The organism is Bradyrhizobium sp. 930_D9_N1_4 (genome assembly GCF_052076015.1).
GTDB lineage: Bacteria > Pseudomonadota > Alphaproteobacteria > Rhizobiales > Xanthobacteraceae > Bradyrhizobium.
Genome location: NZ_CP197236.1, coordinates 3,498,667 through 3,523,208, shown reverse-complemented (window position 1 = coordinate 3,523,208; position 24,542 = coordinate 3,498,667). Strand labels below are relative to the sequence as shown.

At 64.7% G+C, this 24,542-nt stretch carries 31 protein-coding genes; 14 read left to right on the top strand and 17 right to left on the bottom strand.

Annotated elements, in window-relative coordinates; genetic code table 11:
• Positions 1–233: 233 nt before the first annotated feature.
• Both AB7532_RS16525 and AB7532_RS16520 read right to left on the bottom strand, forming a co-directional pair.
• Complete coding sequence (locus tag AB7532_RS16525) at positions 234–485, bottom strand: hypothetical protein (protein ID WP_441235832.1); 252 nt, start codon at positions 483–485, stop codon at positions 234–236.
• Positions 486–676: 191 nt separating this feature from the next.
• Positions 677–841, bottom strand: coding sequence for a Flp family type IVb pilin (locus tag AB7532_RS16520; RefSeq protein ID WP_441239293.1), 165 nt, complete (start codon positions 839–841; stop codon positions 677–679).
• Between the two features lie 319 nt (positions 842–1,160).
• Here AB7532_RS16520 and AB7532_RS16515 point away from each other — a divergent pair, with 319 nt between their 5' ends.
• Positions 1,161–2,477: a hypothetical protein gene (locus AB7532_RS16515; RefSeq protein ID WP_441235831.1), complete on the top strand. Its 1,317-nt coding sequence runs from the start codon at positions 1,161–1,163 to the stop codon at positions 2,475–2,477.
• 4 nt (positions 2,478–2,481) lie between these two features.
• Here AB7532_RS16515 and pdxY read toward each other — a convergent pair whose 3' ends face one another.
• The 3 genes from pdxY to AB7532_RS16500 all read right to left on the bottom strand — a co-directional run bounded on the left by pdxY (position 2,482) and on the right by AB7532_RS16500 (position 4,723).
• The gene (gene pdxY, locus AB7532_RS16510) at positions 2,482–3,294 is read right to left on the bottom strand and encodes a pyridoxal kinase (protein ID WP_441235830.1); all 813 of its coding nucleotides are present in this window, start codon (positions 3,292–3,294) and stop codon (positions 2,482–2,484) included.
• Between the two features lie 48 nt (positions 3,295–3,342).
• Positions 3,343–3,984 (bottom strand): FMN-binding negative transcriptional regulator, encoded by a 642-nt coding sequence (locus tag AB7532_RS16505; protein ID WP_441235829.1) that lies wholly within the window; start codon positions 3,982–3,984, stop codon positions 3,343–3,345.
• Between the two features lie 106 nt (positions 3,985–4,090).
• Positions 4,091–4,723 (bottom strand): TetR family transcriptional regulator, encoded by a 633-nt coding sequence (locus AB7532_RS16500; protein WP_441235828.1) that lies wholly within the window; start codon positions 4,721–4,723, stop codon positions 4,091–4,093.
• A gap of 100 nt (positions 4,724–4,823) precedes the next feature.
• Here AB7532_RS16500 and AB7532_RS16495 point away from each other — a divergent pair, with 100 nt between their 5' ends.
• The 3 genes from AB7532_RS16495 (at position 4,824) to AB7532_RS16485 (ending at position 6,617) form a co-directional block, all read left to right on the top strand.
• The gene (locus AB7532_RS16495) at positions 4,824–5,489 is read left to right on the top strand and encodes an O-methyltransferase (RefSeq protein ID WP_441235827.1); all 666 of its coding nucleotides are present in this window, start codon (positions 4,824–4,826) and stop codon (positions 5,487–5,489) included.
• 217 nt (positions 5,490–5,706) lie between these two features.
• Entirely contained in the window at positions 5,707–6,051 is a 345-nt protein-coding gene (locus AB7532_RS16490) for a DMT family transporter (RefSeq protein WP_063683827.1), read from the top strand.
• Positions 6,051–6,617 carry a TetR family transcriptional regulator gene (locus AB7532_RS16485; protein WP_441235826.1) on the top strand — a complete coding sequence of 189 codons (567 nt, stop codon included), beginning with the start codon at positions 6,051–6,053 and terminating at the stop codon, positions 6,615–6,617. The genes AB7532_RS16490 and AB7532_RS16485 overlap by 1 nt, the downstream gene beginning before the upstream one ends.
• Positions 6,618–6,672: 55 nt before the next feature.
• Here the strand turns inward: AB7532_RS16485 and AB7532_RS16480 are convergent, their stop codons facing one another.
• The 3 genes from AB7532_RS16480 to AB7532_RS16470 form a co-directional block, all read right to left on the bottom strand.
• On the bottom strand, positions 6,673–6,852 hold the full coding sequence (locus tag AB7532_RS16480) for a hypothetical protein (RefSeq protein ID WP_441235825.1): 180 nt from the start codon (positions 6,850–6,852) through the stop codon (positions 6,673–6,675).
• Positions 6,842–8,281, bottom strand: coding sequence for a hypothetical protein (locus AB7532_RS16475; RefSeq protein WP_441235824.1), 1,440 nt, complete (start codon positions 8,279–8,281; stop codon positions 6,842–6,844). Before AB7532_RS16475 ends, AB7532_RS16480 begins: the two co-directional genes overlap by 11 nt.
• Before the next feature lie 299 nt (positions 8,282–8,580).
• Positions 8,581–8,790 carry a hypothetical protein gene (locus AB7532_RS16470; protein WP_441235823.1) on the bottom strand — a complete coding sequence of 70 codons (210 nt, stop codon included), beginning with the start codon at positions 8,788–8,790 and terminating at the stop codon, positions 8,581–8,583.
• Between the two features lie 108 nt (positions 8,791–8,898).
• Here AB7532_RS16470 and AB7532_RS16465 point away from each other — a divergent pair, with 108 nt between their 5' ends.
• Positions 8,899–9,177, top strand: coding sequence for a DUF3551 domain-containing protein (locus AB7532_RS16465; protein WP_441235822.1), 279 nt, complete (start codon positions 8,899–8,901; stop codon positions 9,175–9,177).
• 9 nt (positions 9,178–9,186) lie between these two features.
• On the opposite strand, the gene AB7532_RS16460 is transcribed toward AB7532_RS16465, so the two are convergent.
• Both AB7532_RS16460 and AB7532_RS16455 read right to left on the bottom strand, forming a co-directional pair.
• Positions 9,187–9,465 (bottom strand): hypothetical protein, encoded by a 279-nt coding sequence (locus AB7532_RS16460; protein WP_441235821.1) that lies wholly within the window; start codon positions 9,463–9,465, stop codon positions 9,187–9,189.
• Between the two features lie 163 nt (positions 9,466–9,628).
• Complete coding sequence (locus AB7532_RS16455; RefSeq protein WP_441235820.1) at positions 9,629–11,554, bottom strand: FAD-binding monooxygenase; 1,926 nt, start codon at positions 11,552–11,554, stop codon at positions 9,629–9,631.
• Positions 11,555–11,658: 104 nt separating this feature from the next.
• Here AB7532_RS16455 and AB7532_RS16450 point away from each other — a divergent pair, with 104 nt between their 5' ends.
• Positions 11,659–12,117, top strand: coding sequence for a MarR family winged helix-turn-helix transcriptional regulator (locus AB7532_RS16450; RefSeq protein ID WP_441235819.1), 459 nt, complete (start codon positions 11,659–11,661; stop codon positions 12,115–12,117).
• A gap of 167 nt (positions 12,118–12,284) precedes the next feature.
• Complete coding sequence (locus tag AB7532_RS16445; protein ID WP_441235818.1) at positions 12,285–12,716, top strand: COG4315 family predicted lipoprotein; 432 nt, start codon at positions 12,285–12,287, stop codon at positions 12,714–12,716.
• A gap of 80 nt (positions 12,717–12,796) precedes the next feature.
• Here the strand turns inward: AB7532_RS16445 and AB7532_RS16440 are convergent, their stop codons facing one another.
• The gene (locus AB7532_RS16440) at positions 12,797–13,393 is read right to left on the bottom strand and encodes a L,D-transpeptidase (protein WP_441235817.1); all 597 of its coding nucleotides are present in this window, start codon (positions 13,391–13,393) and stop codon (positions 12,797–12,799) included.
• A 340-nt stretch (positions 13,394–13,733) separates the two neighbouring features.
• Between AB7532_RS16440 and AB7532_RS16435 the strand changes: the two genes are divergently transcribed.
• Positions 13,734–14,777, top strand: coding sequence for a hypothetical protein (locus tag AB7532_RS16435; RefSeq protein WP_441235816.1), 1,044 nt, complete (start codon positions 13,734–13,736; stop codon positions 14,775–14,777).
• A gap of 389 nt (positions 14,778–15,166) precedes the next feature.
• On the top strand, positions 15,167–15,397 hold the full coding sequence (locus AB7532_RS16430; protein ID WP_441235815.1) for a DUF6894 family protein: 231 nt from the start codon (positions 15,167–15,169) through the stop codon (positions 15,395–15,397).
• Position 15,398: 1 nt separating this feature from the next.
• Here the strand turns inward: AB7532_RS16430 and AB7532_RS16425 are convergent, their stop codons facing one another.
• Entirely contained in the window at positions 15,399–16,184 is a 786-nt protein-coding gene (locus tag AB7532_RS16425) for an SDR family NAD(P)-dependent oxidoreductase (protein WP_441235814.1), read from the bottom strand.
• A gap of 129 nt (positions 16,185–16,313) precedes the next feature.
• On the opposite strand from AB7532_RS16425, the gene AB7532_RS16420 reads away from it, so the two are divergent.
• The 3 genes from AB7532_RS16420 (at position 16,314) to AB7532_RS16410 (ending at position 19,296) form a co-directional block, all read left to right on the top strand.
• A complete protein-coding gene (locus tag AB7532_RS16420; RefSeq protein ID WP_441235813.1) occupies positions 16,314–16,706 on the top strand; it encodes a hypothetical protein in 393 nt (130 codons plus the stop codon).
• Between the two features lie 97 nt (positions 16,707–16,803).
• Positions 16,804–17,055 carry a hypothetical protein gene (locus AB7532_RS16415; RefSeq protein WP_441235812.1) on the top strand — a complete coding sequence of 84 codons (252 nt, stop codon included), beginning with the start codon at positions 16,804–16,806 and terminating at the stop codon, positions 17,053–17,055.
• A gap of 126 nt (positions 17,056–17,181) precedes the next feature.
• Positions 17,182–19,296, top strand: coding sequence for an ATP-binding protein (locus AB7532_RS16410; protein WP_441235811.1), 2,115 nt, complete (start codon positions 17,182–17,184; stop codon positions 19,294–19,296).
• 6 nt (positions 19,297–19,302) lie between these two features.
• Here the strand turns inward: AB7532_RS16410 and AB7532_RS16405 are convergent, their stop codons facing one another.
• The 5 genes from AB7532_RS16405 to AB7532_RS16385 all read right to left on the bottom strand — a co-directional run bounded on the left by AB7532_RS16405 (position 19,303) and on the right by AB7532_RS16385 (position 22,916).
• Positions 19,303–19,488, bottom strand: coding sequence for a hypothetical protein (locus tag AB7532_RS16405; RefSeq protein ID WP_441235810.1), 186 nt, complete (start codon positions 19,486–19,488; stop codon positions 19,303–19,305).
• A gap of 206 nt (positions 19,489–19,694) precedes the next feature.
• The gene (minE, locus tag AB7532_RS16400) at positions 19,695–19,976 is read right to left on the bottom strand and encodes a cell division topological specificity factor MinE (RefSeq protein ID WP_441235809.1); all 282 of its coding nucleotides are present in this window, start codon (positions 19,974–19,976) and stop codon (positions 19,695–19,697) included.
• Positions 19,973–20,788: a septum site-determining protein MinD gene (gene minD, locus AB7532_RS16395; protein ID WP_270171643.1), complete on the bottom strand. Its 816-nt coding sequence runs from the start codon at positions 20,786–20,788 to the stop codon at positions 19,973–19,975. The genes minE and minD overlap by 4 nt, the downstream gene beginning before the upstream one ends.
• 19 nt (positions 20,789–20,807) lie before the next feature.
• Positions 20,808–21,506 (bottom strand): septum site-determining protein MinC, encoded by a 699-nt coding sequence (gene minC, locus AB7532_RS16390; RefSeq protein ID WP_441235808.1) that lies wholly within the window; start codon positions 21,504–21,506, stop codon positions 20,808–20,810.
• A 408-nt stretch (positions 21,507–21,914) separates the two neighbouring features.
• Positions 21,915–22,916: an ABC transporter substrate-binding protein gene (locus tag AB7532_RS16385; RefSeq protein ID WP_441235807.1), complete on the bottom strand. Its 1,002-nt coding sequence runs from the start codon at positions 22,914–22,916 to the stop codon at positions 21,915–21,917.
• Positions 22,917–23,016: 100 nt separating this feature from the next.
• On the opposite strand from AB7532_RS16385, the gene AB7532_RS16380 reads away from it, so the two are divergent.
• Positions 23,017–23,664: a TetR/AcrR family transcriptional regulator gene (locus AB7532_RS16380; protein ID WP_441235806.1), complete on the top strand. Its 648-nt coding sequence runs from the start codon at positions 23,017–23,019 to the stop codon at positions 23,662–23,664.
• Between the two features lie 84 nt (positions 23,665–23,748).
• Entirely contained in the window at positions 23,749–24,519 is a 771-nt protein-coding gene (locus tag AB7532_RS16375; RefSeq protein ID WP_441239292.1) for an ABC transporter permease, read from the top strand.
• Positions 24,520–24,542 lie beyond the last annotated feature (23 nt).

Below are 24,542 nucleotides of genomic sequence, written 5' to 3'. Positions count from 1 at the left end.
GATCTGCAAAGCAACTATTAAAGAGATCACACTCGTCTTGAACGGCGGTACACAACGAAGGTCCCAAGCGATTCTTTTTCGGTATCTGCTTCTCGATCCGCGCACGGGCGACAAAAAAAGCCGCGCTCCCCGGAGGGAACGCGGCTCGAATGCGAAACGAGGACTTCTAAAAACCCGAATCCTGCGATAGGCACGATGCACACGTCATCGTGACCGTCGCTTGAGGCTCGATGTTAGCGGGCGGAGCCCGTGGTCACGGTCGCGGTCTTCATCTTGCGCGGCGTCAGCACGCTGGCCTGAAGCGCCGTCAGGCTGGTCGCGGGCGCCGTCACCTGCTGCTCGACATGGGCGGCACCGAGCACGCGGACCTGCATGGGCGAGGCCGGAATGCCGTCCGCCTGATAGGCCGGCAGCTCGGCGGCGAAAGTGGCAGTCGTGCCCGCGATGACGAGGGCGGCTGCGATCGACAAAGTCTTCTTGTTCATTGGTGATGCTCCTGGAGGATGGTTCGGAGCACATCTAATGCTGATTTGCTGCATTGCGATATGCATTGCTGCATCGCAACATCGCGTGCCACGCATGGACGCGATGGTTAACTGTCACAACGATTCGCGGACGCTCCTGCAACGCAGGGGCGTTGCAGCGCGTCCGGAGCATCAGCGGACCGATAAACGCCCTATTTCAGGGCTGTCGCCAGCGCCTGCAGCTTGGCGACGAGATTGGTGCCGAGCGCGTAAATCACTTCGATGATGGCGAGCGCGATGGCCGCTGCGATCAGGCCGTATTCGATTGCCGTGGCGCCGGATTCATCGGCGGCGAATTCGGCCAGCAGGCGTTTCAATGTCACGATCGTGTCCTTCCCAACTCTACCGGACGTTGCCGGTGCGGGAGGAATGCACCATCGCAATCCAAGATTGAGTAAATTCACGGCCCTGAATTTGACGACAATCAATGTTGCATTGCAGGCCTCGGCAGGCCACTGGAACCGCCCGGGAACTCGCGTTGCGCTCCGGCAACACCCGCCCGAAAAGCCCTTTTTCGTTGAATTGCGCCATTGCGCCGCCACACCGTCCTCCGAACAATTGACGTGCTGCGTGCCTGGCTGTGCAAATCTGGTCCGACAAGATTGGTTCGAACAGAACCGTTTGGAGGCAGGGATCATGAACGATCGGCGGTCTCTTCTGGTGGCGGTCTCGTGCCCCTCGGCTGTCATGGCCGGCTGGCTGGCGCTCTCCCTCTCCGCCTATGCTCCCGCTCTCATCGAGAACAGCGGCGCCAATGCCGCTGCCGTCTCGCGTGCGAAAGACGTCAGCCGCCTCGAGCTCGCCGACGTCCCGCGCGCCGCGACGATCGAGGACGGCGTGACCTTGACCGCCGACATCGCGGCGGCTGTCGCTGCAACTCCGCCGCTCATGGCGGCCGAAGCTGCAACGCCCGAGCAGCCCGCTCCTGCGATCAAGCTCGCTTCGGCCGATCCGGCGCTGATCTTGCCGACGGAAGCGCCGTTCGCGCTGCCAATTTCACCTGCGCTCACACCCGCCGTGAGCGAAGCTGCTCCGGCAGAAGCCGCACCGGCGCCGGAGCCGGTCAAACTCGCATCCGCCGACCCCTCCGAGATCGTGGTCACCGATGAGCTCTCGCCTGCAGCGATCGCGACCGGCCCCGCGCCTGCCCCGAGCAAGGCCTCGCCGCCGGCCGACACGGTTGCCGTGCTCGACGAGTGCTTCGTCATGGACGCCTGCATCGACCGCTATCTTTGGGCGCTTTACCAGCGCACGGCCAAGGAAGACTCGCTCAAGGTCGAGGAGCGCCGCGCCGTCACCATCAAGCGCAAGGGCAAGATGGTCACGGTGATGCGCAGTTTCACAAAGCTGGTCGACCAGGATTTTGGCTGGAAGGATCCGAAAGCGGCCGAGCGCGCCGGCATGTCGATGATGGATTACGTCATCGGCGGCATGGACAAGAGCTTCAAGAGAAAACTGTTTCGCACGCTGCTCGCCGCCGAAGCCGCCGGCCTCTCGCCGGGCATCACCAGTGCGTTCCGCGACGACTATCGCCAGTCGATCGCGAGCGGCCTGAAGGCCGCCTCCGACCGCTCCTATCACGGCGGCAGCACGCGCGGCGGCTACGGCCACGGCATGGCGGCCGACATCGTCAGCACCCAGGGCAACAACCGCGCACAGCGCTGGGTCTCGACCGAGATCCTGTGGAAGTGGGTCGACGCCAACGGCAAGCCGCTCGGCATCGGCCGGCCCTATCTCGGCCGCGATCCGCCGCATGTCGGCCCGGTCGACGGTCCGGAATATGTCTCGAAGCGTGGCACGGGAGACCGCAGGGACGTCGCGAGCGTGAAGTCCAAAAAGGCGGTGCGGGCCGCGGCTCACGCAAAGCCCGCGAAGGTGCAGGCCGCGCGGGAGCACAAGGTTTTGTCAAAGCCGCAGAAGTCGGCGCAATCGGCCGCCAAGCGCGCGACCTGATCGGTTACGCGTTCCGCTCCGGCAACGGCACGAGACGCATCTCGGCCGATCCTGCCTCCTGCGTGCGCACCAGCACCGCGAAGATGGTCTCGACCGCGAGCCGCACCGCCGCCTCCATCGCCTTGCCCTTGGCCAAGTGCGCCGCGATCAGGCCGGTGAGGAGATCGCCGGTGCCTGAGGGTCGGATCGGCAAGCGCGGCGTCGCGAAGCGTGACAACTGTCCATCAGCGCAGAGGATCGTTTCCACCTGCCCCTCGGCCGTATCGGCAAGCGTGCAGCCGGTCGCGACGACATCGATGCGGCCGGGGCCCGCCAGTGCCGCGCACGCCGCGCGCAAGCCCTGCGTGTCCACGATCGTGACGCCGGAGAGCAGCTCGAGCTCGAACTGGTTCGGCGTGGTCAGGTTCGCGGCCGGCAGCAGCCGGTGCCGGACCACGTCCAGAATGCCCTCGGCGACATAGACGCGGCCGTCATCGCCGATCACGGGATCGCAGAGATAGACCAGCTTCGAATTCCGCGTCAGCGCCCGCTCGACGAAATCGGCAATTACGGCGGCATTGCCGGGCGAGCCGAGATAGCCGGTGACGAGCACGGTTGCCTCGTCGACGAGACCGCGCTCCTCGACGCCCCTCAGCAGATCGGCGACGAGCTCGGTCTCCAGCACCCGCCCGCGCAACGTCGGATAGCGCGGATGATTTGACAGCAGCGTCGTCGGTACCGCCGCGACGTTTACCCCCTCCGCTTGCATGGCATAGGCGGCCGCGCTGTTGCCGACATGGCCGTGGACCACCTGGCTTTGAATGGAGATGACGAGCATGCGGAGGTCCGTAAGGTCAAACGTCAGGTGTGGCAAGCGTAGCCGAGATCAGAAGGTTTCATACCCCAGCCCCGGCCGCAGCGCCTGCATCTTCCGCGCCAACCGCCGGTGCCCGCTCTCGTCCGACCGCGCCAGCTTGCCGGCCACCGCAACATGGTCGGCATCGCTCTTGTGCTGATTGAGCTTGGCCTGTCCCTCGACATTATCCACCACGAGATCGACGACACGGATCGCAGCCAGCATGCTTTCACGCTTGGCGGCCTCCATCTGCGCAAGGTCCCAGGGCCGTTTCGGCAACCGCGCCTCGGAGACCGCGAGCAGCTCATCCCCGTGCCTGCGGTTCTCGTCCAGCTCGCGCAGCTGCGCCACGCCCGACAGATGCACGGCCTCGTAGAGCCAGGTCGAGACGTTATCGCGCGAGGAATACCAGTCGTTCGAGATGTAGGCATCGTCGCCGGCAACGATCAGCAGAAAGCGCCGCGCGCCATCCGCGAGCGCAACGAGCGGGTTCTTGGCCGTGAAATGGATCTGCACGACAGTGCGGCCATCGCGCTCGCTCAACACGAACGGCACGTGAGAGGCCCGCGGGCCGCGATCATCCGCCGCCACGATCACGCCAAAGCCGCGACGCCCGGCAAATTCCAGCGCGCGCTGCTCCTCGATCTGAAACTGCGGTCGAAGGACATGCATGGCGCGGCGCTCGATGGCTGGATACGGGACGGCGAGCGAAGGCTAACCCATGATCCGGCGAAACCTGAAGGACAATCGGCTTGCAAACGCCGATGTCAGCAATGCCTCAGCGCCGCGCCAGCCTCGCAAGATAGGCGCAGAACATGTCGGCCATGGCATCGGCATAGGCTGCAATCTCCACTACGCTCCGCGGCTCCTCCGAATAACTCTTGCCGACCTCACTCAGCGTCGTCGTGATCAGCTCGCCGGCGAGGTCGCGCGTTGCATCCGAGGCTTTCGGCAATACTTCCCGCATGAAGGCCGCAATGATCCCCTCGCCGGCCGCGCGCGCATCCTGCGCTTCGGGCGCGTCACGATAGAGCGGCGCAGCGTCGTCGAGCGCTCCGCGGATCGCAGCCTCCTCGCACTCGGAGCGAATGAACGCATGGACCAGCGCGCGCAGCCTCGCCAGAGGCGGCTCCGCCTGGTTCTCGAGAATGCCGCGCAACAGTTCGCTCGTGCGCCGCCACTCGTCGCTCTGGAGACGAAACAGGATCGCGGCCTTGTTCGGAAAATACTGGTAGAGCGATCCGACGCTCACGCCGGCCCGTTCCGCCACCCGTGCCGTGGTGAAACGCTGCGCTCCTTCCGTCGCCAGAACCTGAACAGCGGCATCCAGAATGGCCGCCACCAGATCGCTGGAGCGAGCCTGCTTGGGGTGTTTTCGTGAGGAAACTGAACGGCTTCGGCGGTCGGCCATGACGCATCCCGGGAACGCGAATAGGAAATGCGACGAATTAGTCGTATTTCACTCCGCACGCAAGTACGGCGCTTTGCCGCGAAGCCTGGAGACCTGACATATGACCACCCCGACCATCACATCGCTTGCGCCGCTTCTGGATCGCCTGTTCGTCGAGGCGGAAGCATCATGGAGCGCAACGCACGCCGCCGTCGCCGACCTGTCCGATGCCGATCGCGCGCGGATGATGCGGAGCAAGACCGACTACCGCGACCTCTATGGCCGCCTGAAGGACGCACCGCTCGCGGTCTCGCGCGAGACCGGTCATCTGCTCTACATGCTGACGCGCAGCTCGCGGGCCAAGGCGATCGTCGAGTTCGGGACGTCGTTCGGCATCTCGACCCTGCACCTTGCGGCAGGCCTGCGCGACAATGGCGGCGGCCGCCTCATCACCAGCGAGTTCGAGCCGTCCAAGGCGGCGCGGGCGCGGGAGAACCTCTCGGCCGGCGGACTGATCGATCTCGTCGACATCCGCGAGGGTGATGCACTGAAAACGCTCAGCGCCGACCTGCCCGATCAGATCGATCTCGTGCTGCTCGACGGCGCCAAGGCTCTGTACCCGGAGATCCTGGATCTGGTCGAGGGTCATCTCAGGCCGGGGGCCGTCATCATCGCCGACAATGCGGACGACAGCCCCGACTATCTTGCGCGCGTACGCGCGCCTGGAAGCGGCTACATGTCGACGCCCTTTGCCGAGGACGTCGAACTGTCCGTGCGGATCAACTAAAGCCATCGAACCGTTGCAAGACGAAGCCGCCGCGCGTGTCATCGCGCGGCAGCTTTGTGTTGCCGGCACCGCGAAACCTCGGCAATCCATGGTAGCCGGTTCCGCCCTGTCGCAGGCTCGTCACTCACACGTGATATCTCCTCCCGGCAAAAGCCATACTCCGTATGCTAAACATACCTACCGCGCGGTATCTTCGCGCATCGTGCCCGAGCTTGCCATGACCTCCGCCTTCAATGCCTACGCCGCGCTTGCCCTCGCCATCGTTCTCGAGGTGACGGCGTCCGCGTTCCTCCAGCAATCCGCGCAATTCACGCGGCCGTGGCCGACGCTCGCCATGGTGCTGTTCTATGTCGCCTCGTTCTACGCGCTGTCGGTGGCGATCCGGGTCATTCCCCTGAGCATTGCCTATGCGATCTGGGGTGGGGTCGGCATCATCCTGACCGCGACCGTCTCCTTCGTGCTGTTCCGCCAGATGCTGGACGCCGCGGCCTTCGTCGGGATCGGGCTGATCGTATCCGGGGTCGTGGTCATCAACCTGTTCTCGCAGACGACGGCACACTGATGCCGGCCAATGCCTATACCCGCGCCAAGCAGCCCGCGCAGGTGCGGCGCGCCCTGCTCGACCATGCTGCGGCGATCGCGATGGACCACGGCGTATCAGGCGTCACGGTGCAGGCGGTTGCCGCGGCGGCCGGCGTCACCAAGGGCGGGCTGTTTCATCATTTCGGCAGCAAGCAGGCGCTGATCGAAGGCCTGTTCGCCGATCTGCTCGCCCGCGTCGATGCCGAGATCGACGCCGCCATCGAGGCCGATCCCAAGCCACGCGGCAGCTTCACACGCGCCTATGTGAATGCGGTGTTCACCGGCAAGGCCTTCGGCTTCGCCACGCCGTGGGCGGCGCTCAGCATGGTCGTGGTCACCGATACGTCACTGCGCCGGCTCTGGAACGACTGGATGAAGGCGCGCCTGAAGCGCCATCGTGCCAGCGACGCGGCGCCCGAGCTTCATATCGTGCGCCTCGCCGCCGACGGCGCCTGGCTGTCCTTTGTCACGACAGGACAGACGCGCATGAGTGCGGATCTGCGCGCCGTGCACGCGCGGCTGATTGCGCAGACTTACCGGCGATAGGTCGTTGCCCGGTGTTTCGTAGCCCGGAGTCGCTGCGCTCCATCCGGGCTACGAACTACGGCGCCGTCTTGATCTTGGCGCGCAGCGAATTCGAATCCACGATACCGGGCAGGAAGCTGAAATTCGCCGAGGTCTTGCCGTCCGCGAGCGTCGCGAAGGCGTGGCAACTCACACATGAGCCGGGACCTGCGGCGCCATTGCTCAGATAGTTCTGGATGTAGGTTTCAAGCGTCATGTTGGAGAGCATGCCCGGCACGGCGTTGGACGGAACCGGATTGGGCGGAGTCGGCGGTTCGACATTGCCGCCCCATTGGGTGCCGACCAGCATGTAGTTCTGGAATACGCTCTTGAGCGAACCCAGCGCCATCCGCCATTGCTCGTTGAGGGTGCTCGTGGTCGGGTAGATTCGCCAGCAGCGCACCGCTTGCGGCTGCGCCGTCGCACTGGTCGTGCCGCCCAGCGCATAGGGCTTGCGCGAATTCCACGGGAATGTCGTCTTGCCGATGCCGGGCGATTGCGGCGCGATATTGGTGCCGAGGGTCGACGGCGCGCCGCTGTTGAAGAACGAAATGCGATCCGGGCGCCGGCGTTGCCGGTCCGCAGCTCGGCTGGTTGATCCAGTCCGTGGCCTTGTCGGTGCCGCAGCCATCCGCGACGTTGCACGGAGCCTTTGCCAGCGGCGCGTTGTCGACATGCTCGAACGTCGACCAGATCCATTGCGGTCGCAGCGCCGGATTGGCCTTGTCCACCGGATTGCGCTGGAGGATGTGCATGCCGACGAGCCCCACCCGCTCGCTGCGGCAGAACGGCCGGCCGTCGCGCACGAGATCGCCTGACACCGCAAGCAGGATGTTCTGCGTGAAGAATTTCGACGGATTGTCCTTCGAGGAGTCGAGGATGCGCCAGGACGCCTTGATCTCGATCGCCCCATTGGCGCCGTCAGGCACCGTGGCCGACGACGTAAATGCGGCGCCACCGGGATTGTTCTTGATGAAGTTGAGCTGACCGGCTTTCGTGGTCAGCGTCTGCGATTTCTGGCCGCCGGGCGCACGCAGATATTGCGCCTCGATTTCGTTGACACGCCGCTCGAACAGCGTCCAGTTGCCGTTGACGTCGATCAGCGGCTTGTTGGTCGCGGCCTGCAGATATTCCTCGTTGTTCGGCTTCGGCTGGCCCTTGCCGTCCGAGCCGATATGGAAGATCGGCAAAGCCAGCGCCTGGGTGCAGCCGGCGATGACGGGCGCATTGCCGAACAGCGAGGACACCGTCGGATAGGTCTGCCAGACGCGCCGGCCCGGCTGCGTCAATCCCTGCGCCGCCGGCTCCTTGACGCCACCAGCCACCCAGTTGAGCGCCACGAACATCTGCCAGGACATGTTGTCGAACGGCGATTGCACGTCCGCCGTCTCGTTCTGGGGCGGCTGGCCGTAGAGGCCGTTATAGCCCTGGGTTTGCTTCAGGCCGGGATCGGGCCCGATATAGGCCGGCACGATCGAGCACAGCCCGCTGGTGCCATTGGCGCAGAACTTCGCCTGCGGAATATAAGGAGGTGCGGCCACTTGCGATTGCGGCGTTTGCGCCTGCGCGCCCGGCCGTGACGGCGCTGCCAGCATCGCCGCGGCGAACGCCAGCGGCATCACGGCCAAAAACTGCCAGTGCTTCATGGGAGGTCCTCACCGGATGCGAGCTCAACCGCCCCGCCCTCGCCTGAGCTCAAAATATGATGTGCGACCAAATCGAGAGCTGCCCGACGGGACGCCTCGGTTGCCTGTCGAAATATAACTACTTCAAGTTTAATACCACCTGAAGGCGGCCTCGACAATCATTCTATTCATGATTGAAATGATGGACGCGCCTTTGATCGTCGCGCGCCTCAGCGGCTGCGGGAATCATCAGGGGCGCGATGCCATCGCGCCCCAACCAAACAGCTAGATCAAATCTCGTCCCTAAGGCAGTCGCGCGGTCACGCCGCCAGCAACTGATCGAACTCGGGCGGCGTGTAGGCCTTGCCGTCCTGGTCGGTGATGACGACCTGCCACCCCTCGCTCGCCCACACCTTTGCCTTCGCCACGATGAGCAACCGGCTCTCGCGGGCAAAACTGCACTTTTCATTGTCGCGTTCTGCGATCATCTTATAGGCCAATGCGCGTCCCCTTGCGTTGCCTGCACCCATTCCCCTCGTGGCAGCGGGCTTTGGCGGCAATTCGCCGGGAGTGCGGCAATTTGGTGCCATCCGCGGCAGCATTGTGCTTTGGTTCCGGCCGAGCGAAGGAGATTGAACGTGCAACGCATCAAGAATGCGATTCTGCTTGTCGCGGGCTTGCTTGGTGTGGCGCTGATTTTCGCCGTACCTGCGCGAGCGCAGACGTACGATCCGCGCTACCCCGTCTGCATCGAGGTCTACAGCATCGACGGCAGCAACATCGATTGCAGCTTTACGACGATGGCGCAGTGCGCCGCGAGCGCATCCGGGCAATCCGCCGTGTGCTACGCCAACCCCTATGCCATGCAGAGCCGCCAGCCGGGCCCGGGTCCATCGCCGCCGCGACGGAACCGCTAGCACCTGGGCCTAGTGCACGCGGATGACGTGCGGACGGCCGAGATCGATCAGCCCCTGAACCGCGGAGAGGCGATCGTCCAGGGCTGCGATGGTGAGCAGCAGATTGTTGCGGCGCTCGTCGAGAATGCCCATCTCGGCACCGGTGAGTTTCGTAGCCGTCCGCTCCTTGTGAATCCCGTCGAGGGATCTGCGTAGTCCGGCAATCAGGCCGGACAGCTGTTTCGCCTCTTTGGTCATCGACCGCTTCGCGACATTTTGGCGGCGCGAGTCCGCCTGGCTCTGTCTCATCTCATCCTCCCGTAGCCCCGCTGCCCCGAGTGAATGCTTACAGCTTTGAGTAGACATATTACGATCGATGAAATCTGCCCGCGAAGAACTTTCTCAAATTGGACGCGCCGGGAACTCTCGAGAACTCAGAAGACGTTTCCACACGCGCCAGCGTAGGGGCTCGTCATTTCACCTGCAGCATGAAGCCGTCGAAGTACGACGCAAGCGCAGCGTAATCGTTGAGTGGCAGCACGGTCGCGACGTACTGGTCGGGCCGCACCACAACCATGCAGCCCGCCTTGCGATCGATGCCGCGCATCGCAAACACGTCCTGGCCGCTCTTGAGGTCCGGACAGAACATTTTCTCGTAGTCGTACAGCCCGTAACGGCCCTTGGACGGAAGCAGCACCGGCGGCATCGCCTCGATCGCAAGCTCGCGATGATCCTGCTGGAAGATCGCGCGCAGATCGATCACGCCGTCGATGTCGCCCTGTCTCGGCGTATATCGGCGGATCGGTGACTCCCCGGCTTCAGCGAGGAAATTGCAAAGTAGGCGAATGGCCGAGCCGGAGGCCGTTGGATCTTCCGCGGGCGAGAACGCGTAGATGCGGAAGCGGCCGTCGGCCTGCGACGCGTGGCCGAGATGAACCGGCTTGGCGTCCCCAAGCCGAATAACCGGCGCGGAATGGAAACGCGTGCCGATGACCAGGCCTTCGGCGAGATGCTGATGCGACGTCGCGCCGGTGAGGACCGATGGGCCGGCATAATGCGTCGCCGTGCCTGCCGTATAGCGCCCGTGCCGGACGAAATAATCCTGCGTCTTCGCGGCATCGGCCCCGCCGGCTTTTGCGGCGGACGCCAGGATTCCCGCCCATTCGCGATCGAAATCGATCAGCTCTTTCGCCACCGCCTGTCGCTCGGCCGAATAGGAATGCAGCAGGCCCGGCGCGCACTGCTTGCGCAGCACGGCCGCGAGCTTCCAGCCCAGATTGAAGGCATCCTGCATCGACACGTTCATGCCCTGCCCTGCCTTCGGGCTGTGGGTATGACAGGCGTCGCCGGCGATGAAGATGCGCGGCAGCCGCGAGGCGATCTCGGCCTCCGGCACGTCGTCGAACTTGTCGGTCAGGCGCTGGCCGATCTCGTACACCGACCACCACGCGATCTCCTTCACATCAAGCGTATGCGGCGCCAAAATCCGCTGCGCTTTCGCAATGACGTCCTCGGCCGTGATGTTGCGGTTGGCGACGCGCTCGCCGACATCGAGCTTTGCCAGTTCGACATAGAGGCGCACCATGTAGCCGCCTTCACGCGGAATGATCAGCAGGCTGCCGTCCTTTGCCGACTGGATCAGGGCCTTGAAGCGGATGTCGGGAAAGTCGGTCACCGCCAGCACGTCCATCACGCCCCAGGCGTGGTTGGCGGAATCGCCATGGAGCTCACGGCCGATCGATTTGCGCACCGCGCTGCGCGCGCCATCGCAACCGACGACATAGCGCGCCCGCACCGTTTCGACCTTGCCCTCGTTGCCGGCATCGCCGCGTTCGAGGCGCACAGTCACGGCATGATCGAAAGGCCCTGCGGCAGGATCGACCTCGAGGTCCAGCAGGCGGCGGCTGTAATGGGGCTCGAGCTTCGTCGGGGATTTGCGCATGACATCGAGAAAGCCGTCATGGATGCGCGCCTGGTTGAGGATGACATGCGGGAACTCCGACAGCCCGTCCTCGACGTCCTGCACCCGGCCGCTGCGGACGATCTTGTCCGGCGCCCGCTCGTCCGGCTTCCAGAACGTCGTCTCGTTGACCCAACAGGCCTCCTTCAGCACGCGCTCGCTGAAGCCAAAAGCGTGAAACATCTCCATGGTGCGGCAGGCAATGCCGTCGGCCTGGCCAACCAGCAGGCGGCCCGGCTTCTGCTCGACGATGCAGGTCTTGATGTCAGGGAATTGTGCAAGCTGGGCTGCAAGCGTGAGGCCGGCCGGCCCGCAGCCGACGATGAGAACGTCGACCTTCGCAGGCACGGCGCCGGCTGCACCCGATGCCTGAACGCGTTCGGCGGGATCGGCGATTTCAGGATCGCCCGGCTGGAATCCATTGAGATGGAATTGCATGCGCAGCTCTCCCGTTAACGTCTTGCTTTGATATTGATCAGTATGCTGACTATCAGTATACTTGTCAACGATCACGCCCCTCCCTTTCCCCAAAGGAGAATTCGGTGAGCGACCCCAACGACATGCCCGGCCATCTGGCGCGCCGGTTCCAGCAGATCGCGGTGGCGGTGTTTCTGGCCGAGGTGGACGACGCCGGCTTTGACCTCACGCCGGTGCAATATGCCGCACTCGCGACCATCAAGGCCAATCCGGGGCTCGATCAGGTGACCCTCGCAGGCCTGATCGCGTACGACCGCACCACCATCACCGGCGTGATCGATCGTCTCGTCCAGAAGAGCCTCATCGAGCGCCGCGCCTCGAGCCGCGATCGCCGCGCCCGCGAGCTCGAGATCACCGACGAGGGCCGGCGCACGCTCCGCAAGGTCACACCGGCCGTGGAGACGGCCCAGCGCACCATGCTGCGCGGTCTCACCGCAAAGGAAGGCGAGGAGCTGATGCGGCTGTTGCGCAAGGCCATTGCCGCCGGCAACGAGCTCAGCCGCGCTCCCCTGCGCGAGGCCTGAAGCGTTTTCGAGCATCAGGAAAACGCATCGGACAAGACCCCGTATCCCCGTAGTTCTATCGGTATGTTTCGCTGAGCTGCGAAACCTGGAACTAACCTTCGGCTGCTAGCCTCGCCGACATTCTGCGCTTAACGCGCGATTAACCTTTGCCGGTTCGGGAGTTTCGAATGTCCAGGTTCATGATTGTCGCAGCGGTCATCGCGCTCTCGACTGTGCCTGCATTCGCGAACGGCCATGGCGGCGGCGAACCCGCACCGCCGAAGGTTGAGGCTCCGGTCGCACCGGCAAAGGTGGTCCTGACCAAAAAAGGTCCCAAGCTCGTCGATCTCAAGGGAATGACGCTCTATTATTACGAGCGCGACACCACCGGGAAGACGTCGAGCTGCAACGGCAAGTGCGCCGAGAGCTGGATCCCGCTGGCCGCAACAGCCGACGCCAGGGCCGTTGGCGACTTCACCGTGATCAACCGCGACGACGGCAGCAAGATGTGGGCCTATCGCTACCGCCCGCTCTACACCTCACCCGCCGACAAGGCGCCGGGCGATGTCAACGGCACCGCCATGACGCTGCAATGGCGCGTTGCCCAGCCCGCGGAGTAAGTCGAGAACGGACCGCGTCGGCGCAAGTCAACAGATCGAATTGTCGACAAGCGCGCCGGGCAATTCACGCCCGAGCGCCTTTACCCGCGCCAGCTCGACCCCGCGTCGACTCGCGCGCTCTGACCGGGCGGCAGCACCACGACCATCGAGTTGACCTTCACGCGGTCGTAGAGATCGATCACGTCCTCGTTGCGCATCCGGATGCAGCCCGACGAGATCGCCTGCCCGATATATTCGGGCTGGTTGGTGCCGTGGATACGGTACAGCGTGTCCTTGTTGCCGGTGTAGAGATATATGCCGCGCGCACCCAGCGGATTGGCAGGGCCGCCGGTCACGCGTGCCGGATACGGCCCGAGCCGCGCCTGGATGTCGGCGGTCGGAACCCAGTCCGGCCATTCCGCCAGACGGCCGACGCGCGCCACGCCGGAGAACGCCATCGCTTCCTCGCCGACCGCGACGCCGTAGCGGATCGCCTTGCCGTCCGGCAGCACGAAATAGAGATAGCGCGCATCGGTATCGACCAGGATCGTGCCCGGCTGCTCCTTGCGCGGATAATCGACAACGTGGCGGAGAAACTGCTCAGGCACTTCGGCCTTCGCGTAAGGCGCATGCGCCAGCAACTGACGGTCGCGCGCCGTCATGCTCGCATCCGTCGATGGCGAAAGCGTCGTCTGCATGCAGCCCCCGAGCGGCAGCAGAGCAACGACGAATAAGGCAAATAAGAATCTTGGCACCACCGGCCCCCGATAGCGAATGGCAGCGCCCCCAGCAACGCGACATGTTGCCCAAATCGTGCTGAAAGCAAGGCAATTTGGAACACGACCGCGTGTAGGGCGGAAACAGGTTCCATCACCACAAACGGCGGACAAGCGTCGCATCATCTCCATCCCCTCGCCTTGCTTTGGTCAAACCCGGCTGGACTCGTGCGACATGGGACTTGCCCGTCGGATTTTGGACGGGCCTCACTTCAACAGATCGGCTCGCGGCAATGCGGACGATGAGACTTAAGGAGCTGCGATGCTCGCGACGCTGAACAGCAGTCAAATCGTCGATGCGATCGTGAAGGACACGGTCAGGGACAACGACCCGCACGACGCCGTGCAGATATCGCCCGACATGGTGCTGGCCTCGCGCCCGATCAGCGTTGCGCCTGCGCTGGCACCTGAGATCACGGCACGTCCGGAGCCGAAATTCGCACCCGAGTCCAAGATCAAAACGGAGATCAAACCGGAGATCAATCCGGAGCCGAAGTTCAGTGCGGTCGCGGAGCCGCAGGCGGCAACGCCCTCGGTCGACACCGCCGTGCGCGTCGCGGCCAGCGATGGTCCCGTCAGGCCGAAGCGATCTGCCGCAGGCAAGTGGTTGCGCGGTGCGTTCGTCACGTTCCTGTTTGCGGGTGGCAGCGCGGCTGCGACGATCGCCTGGGAGAAGCACGGCGACACCGTCAAGCCGATGCTTGCGCAATGGACGCCGGCATTGGCCGCGCTGCTGCCTGCGGCATCGCAGACCGCACCGGTTGCCGCCGCACAGGCAGCACCGCCCACGCAGCAAGCAGCAACGGATCAGCCGGTCGATCAGCCTGCGGTGCAAGCGACCGCTCAGCCCGCGACACCGCCTCCAGTTCAGGTGGCCGCCGCACCCGCAGCAACGCAACCCGATACCGTGCAATCGTTGACGCGCGATCTCGGTTTGATGGCGCAGCAGATCGAAGCGCTCAAGGCCAACATCGCCGAACTGAAGGCCGGACAGGAGCAGATGGCGCGCGAGATGGCGAAGCCCCCTGCGCCGAAGCCGGTCGTCGACGCGAAGCCGCCGATCGATCCGCGCGGGCGCGTGTCCGGGCTCGCGCAGCGCGCAGGCGTGCCGGCACCGCCGCCGGTTCGCAAGCCGAAGCCGGTCGTGTCGCACACTTACGTGCCGGCTTATTCGCCCGCGCCGCTTGCACCTCCGCCGCCTTCACAGGCGGCCGCGGTGCCGCCGCCAGCAGCGCCCGTGACGACGACGCAAGCGGTTGCCGACGACGACGGACCCGTCGTGCGTCCGCCGATGCCGCTGCGCTAGAGCAACAACACAGCATCGCTGTCGCAACGTCGCGCAAGTTGTCCCGAGTCGATGTGATGTGCAGAGTCCGGGCTACTACGGGCAAGCGATCCGTCGATCGGCTTCCCAAGAGAAAAGGCCGTCGGGATCTATGCCGCCGGCCTTCTCTTGCAGCTGCCGGTTCCCGGAGTCCGGTTCTGCTGCAATTCCATGCCTTATGATCAGGCCGACATATTTAATAAAACCTTAAGGCGTCCGCACGCTGCACATCATTTCTGCGCCATAAGCACAGAGATTGCGCGGTCTGTTCATCGGATAGATATCGACTCGGTGGTATGATCCCTCATGTTTTGAAGACTTCGTGTTGAAGGCTTCTCTTAGAAATTTGGTCGTCACACCGGGGAATTCGGATGCCTTACTACTCCTTCGATCTCGTGGTTGGTGAAGAGTTCAAGAACCAGGGTGGAATCATCCTCGAAGACATCGAGGTCGCTTCCGATCGCGCCGTTCAACTGGCCACCGAGCTGTCGCAGGTGAAGCCGGAGCTGCAACAGAAGGGTTGCGCAGTGCGCGTCACGGATCGCGATGAGAACGAGGTCTATCGCACGCCGCTCGATCCCGTGCCGGCCTGGCAGCGCTAAGCTACTCGCCTAATATCGGCGCTTCGAACCAGTTCGTCAGCGACAGCCCGCCGTCGACGACGAAGGCTGCGCCGGTGACGTAGCCCGAGATCTTGTTCGACAGCACCGCAAGCGCCATCGGCGCGAGATCGTCGGCCACGCCGAGACGCCCAAGCGGAATGTGCTTCGCCAGCGAAGCATCCGCGACGAAGCCGCCGGCGGCGATCGCGCCGGGCACCAGCGCGTTGACGCGGATGCCGTGACGCCCGAACGTCTTCGCCAACTCCTTCACCAGCATCGCCATTCCAGCCTTCGCCGTCGAATAATGCGGCAGGTTGCGCGGCGTGCCCGCGTGCAGCGACGTCAGAAACAGGAACGAGCCGGGGCGCTTCGAAGCGATCAGCCGTTTCGCGATCTCGCGTGACAGATGAAATCCGGCGTCGAGATTGACGGCGTGCATCTCCTGCCAGGTCCTGCGATCGACCGCGAGCGCATGATCGGCCTCGCGCCGCGGCGGCGAGGCGCTGTGCACGAAATGAGAGACATCACCGAGCGCAGCATGTGCGGCCGCCAGCAGCTCGTCGCAAGCCTCCAGCCGCGCGAGATCGCCGACCCACGGCACCGCCAGCTCGGGCTTGCTGCTCGCGCCGATCGCGGCGCTGACGCGCTCCGCACTGATATCGGCGAACACGGTCCGGACGCCCTCGCCGACCAGCGCCTGCGCGATCGCGCGCCCGATACCGTTGCCCGCGCCGGTGACGAGCGCCGTGTCGGTTGCGGGATCGAACGGCGTGCTGAACAGGCTCATGTCGCGCTCCGGGGCTGAACAGCGGCCACGATAGCCCAGCGCGGCGCGAAGCGACAAATGGCTCCCGGCACCATTGCGAAGCGGCGCGGCTGACGCTAGCCTCTCAAAAAACGAGGAGGTTACCCAAGGATGCGCACCCATTTCCTGATGGCAGGCCTGTTGCTGGTCGCCACATCATCGGCCCAGGCCGAGGACCATCGACGTTCGACCTATGTCACGCTGGTCTTGCAGGCCTTCGCCACCAAGGTCGAATGTCCGGGCACGGACGTCGCCTACCAGGATCTGGTGCAGAAAGCGGAGCAGATGCAGCTTCCCGAAGGCACCACCGAGAAGGTGCGCAAGGCGATTGCCTGGATGCACACCGGCGGCAAGATGGGCGAGAAGCAGGACGACGATCTGATGGCCGAGGTCGCGGTGGCCACCCAGGCGACCGATCTCAACCAGCGCCGTCTCGGCATGCCCAGCTGGTGCGAAGCCCAGAAGGTCAACCTCGCCGGCCTGATCCGCGCCAAGGGCGGCTAGCTTTCGGCCTAAAGCACACCGCGACGGAACCGGCCTTGCGGCAAATATCCGTCACATTCCTCGCCAGCATGCGGTTCTCCAAGAACAGGAGACCCCCATGCGGATTGTCCATCTCGTTTTCGCCGGCGTGCTCGCGACCGGCGCCATACTGACCGCCCCCGCACTGGCGAAGAACGCCGACGCCCAGAAGGGCGAGGACAAATCGACCTCACCATCGTCATGCAGCGCCTATCAGCAGGCACCTGATGGATCGTGGGAACAGCTCCCCTGCAAGGAGACCGGCGAACGAGGCCAGCCGCAGACCCAGCATAAATCAGGCACGCAGGGCGCCGATCAGGGCGAGCGCTGAACCGCACCCATGACGGGAACCCGCGAGTTCCCACGGCGTTGATCCGCGCGCCTTATCGCGGGTATATAGGCCCGCTGGCAGGGCGGAAGACGACCGCGCCAGCCAACGCCAACTCCGCGAGCCTTTGTGGATTCGAACGAGTTCGAGGATCTTCAACGCCGCCTGAAGGCGCTGGAGCAGGAAAACGCACGCCTCAAGGCGCTCGGGATCGCCGATCTCGCTGAGCGTAGCCGGCGGGCGGAATCCGCGCTGGCCGAAAGCGAGGAGCGTTACCGGACGCTGTTCAACTCGATCGACGAAGGCTTCTGCATCATCGAATTCTTCGACGGCCCGCACGGGCCGCTCAGCGACTACGTCCACGTTGAAGCCAATCCCGCCTACACCCAGCACGCCGGCATCCCTGACGTCGTCGGCCAGAAACTCCGCGAGATGGTCCCTGATGAGGCCGACGGCTGGGTCGAGCTCTATGGCGGCGTGCTGCGCACCGGCCAGCCGATCCGCTTCGAGCGCGAGCTGGTCGCGACCGGCCGCTACCTCGAGCTCGCCGCCTTCCGCGTCGAGCCCGCCAGCCGCAACCAGGTCGCGGTGCTGTTCCAGGACATCACGGCGCGCAAGCGCACCGAACGGGAGCTCCAGCGCCTCAATGAGACGCTGGAGGCACGCGTGGCCGCGGCCGTGGCCGAGCGCAACGTGTTTGCCGATCTCGTCGAGGGCACCGATGCCTTCGTCCAGGTCGTCGGTCCCGACTTCCGCTGGCTCGCCATCAACGGCGCGTCGGCCCGGGAATTTCACCGCATCTACGGCATCTTGCCGAAGGTCGGTGACAACATGCTGGAGCTGCTTGAAGGTCAACCGGAGCATCGCGACGCCGTCCGGGCGGTCTGGTCCCGGGCCCTTGCCGGGGAGGTGTTCGTCGAAATTGCCGCGTTCGGCGAGCCCGGGCGCACCCGCCGCTCCTACGAGATGCGGTTCAATGGCCTGCGCGACGGCAACGGCAAGCTCCTCGGTGCCTATCAATATTCCTATGACGTCACCGAGCGCCTGCGGGAGCAGGATCGGCTGCGCGAGGCCGAGGAAGCGCTGCGCCAGTCGCAGAAGATGGAGGCCGTCGGCCAGCTCACCGGCGGCATTGCCCACGACTTCAACAATCTGCTCACCGGCATCATGGGCTCGCTGGAATTGCTGCAGACGCGACTCGGCCAGGGCCGGGTCAAGGAGATCGACCGCTACGTGACGGTGGCGCAGGGCGCCGCCAGGCGCGCGGCAGCGTTGACGCACCGGCTGCTGGCCTTCTCGCGGCGGCAGACGCTCGATCCCAGGCCGATTGATCTGAACAGGCTCGTCATGGGCATGGAGGAGCTGGTGCGTCGCACCGTCGGTCCGGAGATCGCGGTCGAGGTGGTCACGGCCGGCGGCTTGTGGCCGACGCTGATCGATGCCTCCCAGCTCGAGAACGCCCTCCTCAACCTCTGCATCAACGCCCGCGACGCGATGCCAAAGGGCGGACGCATCACGATCGAGACCGCCAACCGCTGGCTCGACGAGCACGCCGCTGGCGAGCGCGATCTCACGCCCGGCCAGTACGTCTCGCTCTGCGTCACCGACACCGGCACTGGCATGACGCCCGAGGTGGTCGAACGCGCCTTCGATCCGTTTTTCACCACCAAGCCGATCGGCCAGGGCACCGGCCTCGGCCTCTCCATGGTCTACGGCTTCGTCCGTCAGTCCGGCGGACAGGTCCGCATCTATTCCGAGGTCAACCAGGGCACGACGATGTGCCTCTATCTGCCGCGCCATTATGGCAAGGACGCTGACAAGCCTGCGGCCGTCGCGACCAAAGCGGCAGCACGCCCGCAGGCGGATCACACCATCCTCGTCGTCGACGACGAGCCCTCGATCCGCATGCTGCTGACGGACGCGCTGGAGGAGATGGGTTTCAGCGTGCGGGAAGCGCACGATGGCCCCACCGGCCTGAAGATTCTTCAGTCGGACGCCACCATCGAACTGCTCGTGACGGATGTCGGCCTGCCCAACGGCATGAACGGCCGCCAGCTCGCCGACGCCGCACGCATCACGCGGCCCGCGTTGAAGGTCCTGTTCATCACCGGCTATGCCGAGAACGCCATCATCGGCAACGGCCAGCTCTCGCCCGGCATGCAGGTGCTGACAAAACCATTCGTGGTCGAGACGCTGGCAAGCCGCGTCCTCGACATGATCAAGGATGGAACCGGGCGGAGTTGAAGCGCGTCAGCTGTGGCCCGGCCCGCGCATGATCTTCATGGCATCCGCGAGGTGACGCCATTCCTTGGCCTCGTCGGCCTCGCCGCGGCCCTCGCAGGCCTGCGCCTGTTCCGCAGCCTTCGCGATTGCCGCAAAGCCGTGTTGTTCCAGCATCTGCCGCGCGACGGTGTGGACCTGAACCTCGGACATCATGGGCGCTCTCCCATTTTGAAGGAAACCGCGGCGCCCGGCTCGGCGCTCCGCGGCTCCCGGACAACGATCTCGCTGCGCGCCCCGTTCCGCCTGCGCCGATCACATCGGGCTTCAGGAACCAGCCCCCAAACGATGAAGGCGGCCCGCCGTGCCCGGCGGACCGCCTTCTCACCCACCCCAAAGCTGGATGTCGTCAGTCGCGTCCCCTACGCGACCGCCGCTTTCTTGCGCTCGAAATCGTTCGGCACCTCGATGTCGACCTCGAGGGTCGAGACCTCGTCGCCGCGGTCGAGCCGCACGATGACCTTGGTCGGGTCCAGCGTGACGTGCCTGGACACGACCGCGAGAATTTCCTCGCGCAGCACACTCAGCAGATCAGGCTGGCCGCGCATGCCGCGCTCATGGGCCAGCAGGATCTGCAACCGTTCGCGAGCGACGGGTGCGGACGCCTTGTTGCCGCGGAGAAGCCGAAGCAGACCCATGCTCATGCAGCCCTCCGTCGCAGCAGACGATCCATGAAGCCCTTGCGCTCAGTCGGCACCTGCATCGGCACGGTGTCGCCGCACAGCCGGCGCGCCGCGTCGATATAGGCCCGCGCAGGTGCGCCTTCCGCGTTCGACAGCGTCACCGGCGTGCCGACGTTGGAGGCGCGCAGCACGTCCTGACTCTCGGGGATGATGCCGAGCAGAGGCGTTGCGAGGATTTCGAGGATGTCTTCGATCGTCAGCATCTCGCCGCGCGCGGCGCGCGACGGATCATAGCGGGTGATGAGAATGTGCTTCTCGACGCGCTCGCCCTTCTCGGCCCGCACGGTCTTGGAATCGAGCATGCCGATGATGCGGTCGGAATCGCGCACCGAGGACACTTCGGGATTGGTGACGATCACGGCCTCGTCGGCAAAGCGCATCGCCATGGAGGCGCCGCGCTCGATGCCGGCCGGGCTGTCGCAGATCACCCAGTCGAAACGGCTGCGCAGATCGTCGATAACCTTGCCCACGCCCTCTTCGGTCAGCGCGTCCTTGTCGCGGGTTTGCGAGGCCGGCAGCAGCCAGAGATTCTCAAGCCGCTTGTCCTTGATCAGGGCCTGCGGGAGTTTCGCGACGCCCTGCACCACGTTGATGAGGTCGAACACGACGCGGCGTTCGGCTCCCATCACGAGGTCGAGGTTGCGCAAGCCGACGTCGAAATCCACGACGACGACCTTGTCGCCGCGTTGCGCCAGCGCAGCCCCCAGTGCGGCGGTCGTCGTCGTCTTGCCGACGCCCCCCTTGCCTGATGTCACGACCAGTACCTTGGCCATCTCAAATATCTCCTTCTGGTCAGTTCAGCGCAGTAATTCGCATGGTGTTGCCTTGCAGCCAGGCCTGGGCCGGCTTGCCGCGCAAGGCCGCGTCGATATCGTCGGCGGTCTGGTAAAACCCATCGATCGCAAGCAGTTCGGCCTCGATCTTCTGGCAATAGATGCGTGCGCTGGTGTGACCGTTCACGCCCGCCATGGCGCGGCCGCGCAGCGCGCCGTAAATATGGATGGAGCCGCCGGCGACGACTTCCGCGCCGGACCCGACCGAACCGAGAATGGTGACGTCGCCCTCCGGGAAGATCACGGTCTGGCCGGAGCGCACGGGGGTCTCGAGCAGCAGCGAGGTCGGCTTGGCCTCGACCTTCGCCTCAGCCTTTTTCGGCGCCGTCGGCTCGACCACGCAGCTGCGCCCGCCCGAGAGCAGCGGCGGCATCATCGGGGTCAGACGGCCCTCGTCCACACCCTCGATGCCGAGCACGCGGATGTTGCGGTCCTGAAGACTGGTCAGCAGATGGCCGATGCCGGACTGGCTGAGATCGACCGAGGACAGGTCGATCACCACGGGCCGGCCGGCAAAGAAGCCCGGCGAGCGGGCGATGGTGGTGTCGATTTCCTGGAGCCAATCCTGGATCGGAACCGTCGGTACGAACACGAAGGCCACATAGGAGCGCCCGCGCAGGCGCACCATTTGGCGTTGGACTTTTGCTGCAGCCTCCATAGCGGCCGACTCGTTCCCTGTTATTGAATGGTTAACGATGCCGCCGATATGGTTAATGGCTGGTTAATTTCTCCGTGGGTTACGTGGGGGTGGGTGGCTCGGCGGGGCCTGCACCCGCCGGGCACCCATCTCACCCCGTGATCCTGAGGCGCGAGTGGCGCGATGCAAATGCATCGCGCCGGGAGCCTCGAAGGATGCACGGCCGAACAGCGAGCCGCGCGGAAGGAGCCGGGCCGTCGCCCTTCGAGGGCAGCTAAAGAAGCGGCCACCTCAGGGTGACGGAGATGGATTGGTGCGCCACTGCATCAACACCGTCATTGCGAGCGCAGCGAAGCAATCCAGTCTGCCGCCGCGGGACGACTCTGGATTGCTTCGCTGCGCTCGCAATGACGGCGTGAAAGAGCGCCCCTACTTCTTCACCTTGCTCGCATCCATCTTGATCGCGGGATCCAGCATCTTGGTCGTGAACGCCGTCGAGACATCGAACGGCTTCTCCATGCCGAGATAGGTCTGGACCAGCTCGTAGTCCTTCTTCATCCGCTCGCCGTCGATCCAGCCGAGACCTTTGGTCGTGGTGAACTCGTCGGTCATCAGATATTTGATGCGCTCCCACTGGCGCTCCTGGTTCGCCTTGTCGAGGCCGGAGACCTGGTCGAGCAGCGCCTTCAGGCAGGGCTCGGCGTCGGCGACGCAGGCTGCAAACGCCTTTTGCGAGATGCGGACGAACTCCTCGGCGATCTTGGGGTTCTTCTGGAGGTAGGCGCCGTTGACGATCAGCGAATTGCCGTAGGGATTGAGCCCGATGTCCTTCCAGTTGACGTAGCCGAGGTCGGGACCGAACTCGATCACCTTGAGATCGTGCTCGTTGTAGAAATCGCTGATGATGTCGACGGTGTGGCTCTTGAGGCCTGCGATCTTTGCGGTCGGCCCGATATTGACGAAGCTGACGGCATCAGGCGCGATACCTGCGGCCTTGGCAAACGCCGGCCACATCACGCGCGAGGCATCGCCGGGCGGGTTGCCGATCTTGTGGTTCGGGAAATCCTTCACCCCGTTCACGCCGTAGCTCTTCAGCCAGTAGAACGTCTGGCCGGTGTTGGCGTAGATGCTCATCAGCGCGACGTCGTCGGCGCCTTTGCTCTTGGCGACCAGCATGGTGGCGAGATCGGCGATGCCGAAGGCCGAGCCGCCGGCGCCGACCTTGGCGGCGGAGACGCCCGAGCCCTTGCCGACCTCGATGGTCAGGTCGATGCCCGCCTTCTCGTACCAGCCCTGCGCCTTGGCGTAATAGAACGGCGAATGGTCGGCCGTCGGCGTCCAGTTCAGGATCAGATTGACCGCCTCGCCCGCGCTCGCCGGCGCCGCGAAACCGAGCCCCAGAGCCACAACAGCCGCCTGCAAACGCTTCATCGCATCTCTCCCTATGCCAGCGACCCGGCTTGTCGCTCTCCCCGTGTGAGGATACCAATGCAACAAGCCCGCCTTCCACTTGTCAACTGTTTGGTTGGAAATGCCCGCAAAACGTTCAGGCGACACCGTGCCGCAGCGGCGCGACCCCGTCGCCACCCGCAAGAAGCTGTTGACCGCGGCGCGCCTGGAGTTCGCGAAGCACGGCTTTGCCGGTGCCCGCGTCGACGAGATCGCCGAGCGGGCCGGCGTCAACAAGCAGCTCGTCTACCATTACTTCGGCGACAAGGACGCGCTCTATCTTGCCGTGCTCGAATGGGTTTACGCCGACATCCGCGAACAGGAGCGCCAGCTCAATCTCGAGGGTCTGCCGCCGGAAAAGGCGATCCGCAAGCTGATCGAGTCCTCGTTCGATTACCTCGCCACCAACCCTGATTTCATCGTACTCCTGAACGACGAGAACCGCGGCGGCGCCCGCCATGTCCGCGGCTCGACGCGGCTGGAGGCGATGCACTCGCCGCTGGTGAAGAGCGTCTCCCACATCCTGCACGAGGGTGTCCGCGCCGGCGTGTTCCGCAAGGGGATCGACCCGATCCAGCTCTATATCTCCATCGCCGGCCTCAGCTATTTCTATCTGTCCAACACGCCGACACTGTCGGCGATCTTCGGCAAGGACCTGTCGAGCCGGGCCGCGCGGCGCGCCCGCCGCCGGCACGTCGCCGACCTCCTGCTGCATTCGCTCCGGCCCTAATCAACCAACTGGTTGAAACTTCCCGCGAGGACGGTTAAGCTGAACGCCGGCGGCAAGGCGGCTGCCGGCAACAGGGAGCAAATGGTGACAGGAGACGCAGCCCGCACCTCGCGCAGCTTTGCGATCATCCTGATCGTGCACCTCGCCGTGCTCGTGTTGTGGCAGGTCGCGGTCGACGCCTTCCACGTGCCGAAATTCATCCTGCCCTCTCCGCTCGCGACCGTGCAGACGCTGGGCACCGCGAGCTATTCCTGGGGATCCAATACGCTGGTCACCGCCATCGAGATCCTCGGCGGTTTCGCGCTCGGCGCGGTCGTCGGCGTTGCGCTCGCCGTCATCTTCAGCTGGGCGCCGCTGCTGAGCATGGCGCTGCTGCCGCTGTTCGTCACAATGAACATGATCCCGAAGGTCGCGCTCGGCCCGCTGCTGATCGTCTGGTTTTCCTACGGCATCGTGCCGAACATTCTGATCGCCTTCAGCATCTGCTTCTTCCCGATCCTGCTTACGACAGCGCGCGGCCTGCGCGAGGTCGAGCCTGACCTGCTCGACCTCGTCAAATCGCTGCGCGGCTCGCGCTGGACGCTGTTCCGCAAGATCCAACTGCCGGGATCGCTGCCTTACGTGTTCTCCGGCATGAAGGTCGGCGCCATCCTCGCGGTCGCCGGCGCCATCGTCGGCGAGTTCATCGCCTCCGAGCGCGGCCTCGGCTACCTCATGATCCAGGTGCAGTCCTCGCTCGACACGCCTGCGATGGTGATGGCCGTCGTGCTGCTGACGCTGCTCGGCGTCGCTCTCTACGGCCTGGTCCTCGTCCTCGAACGCATGTTCGTGGTCGGCGACGCCAGAGAGACCTAGAGACCGCAAAACCAAGGACCGCT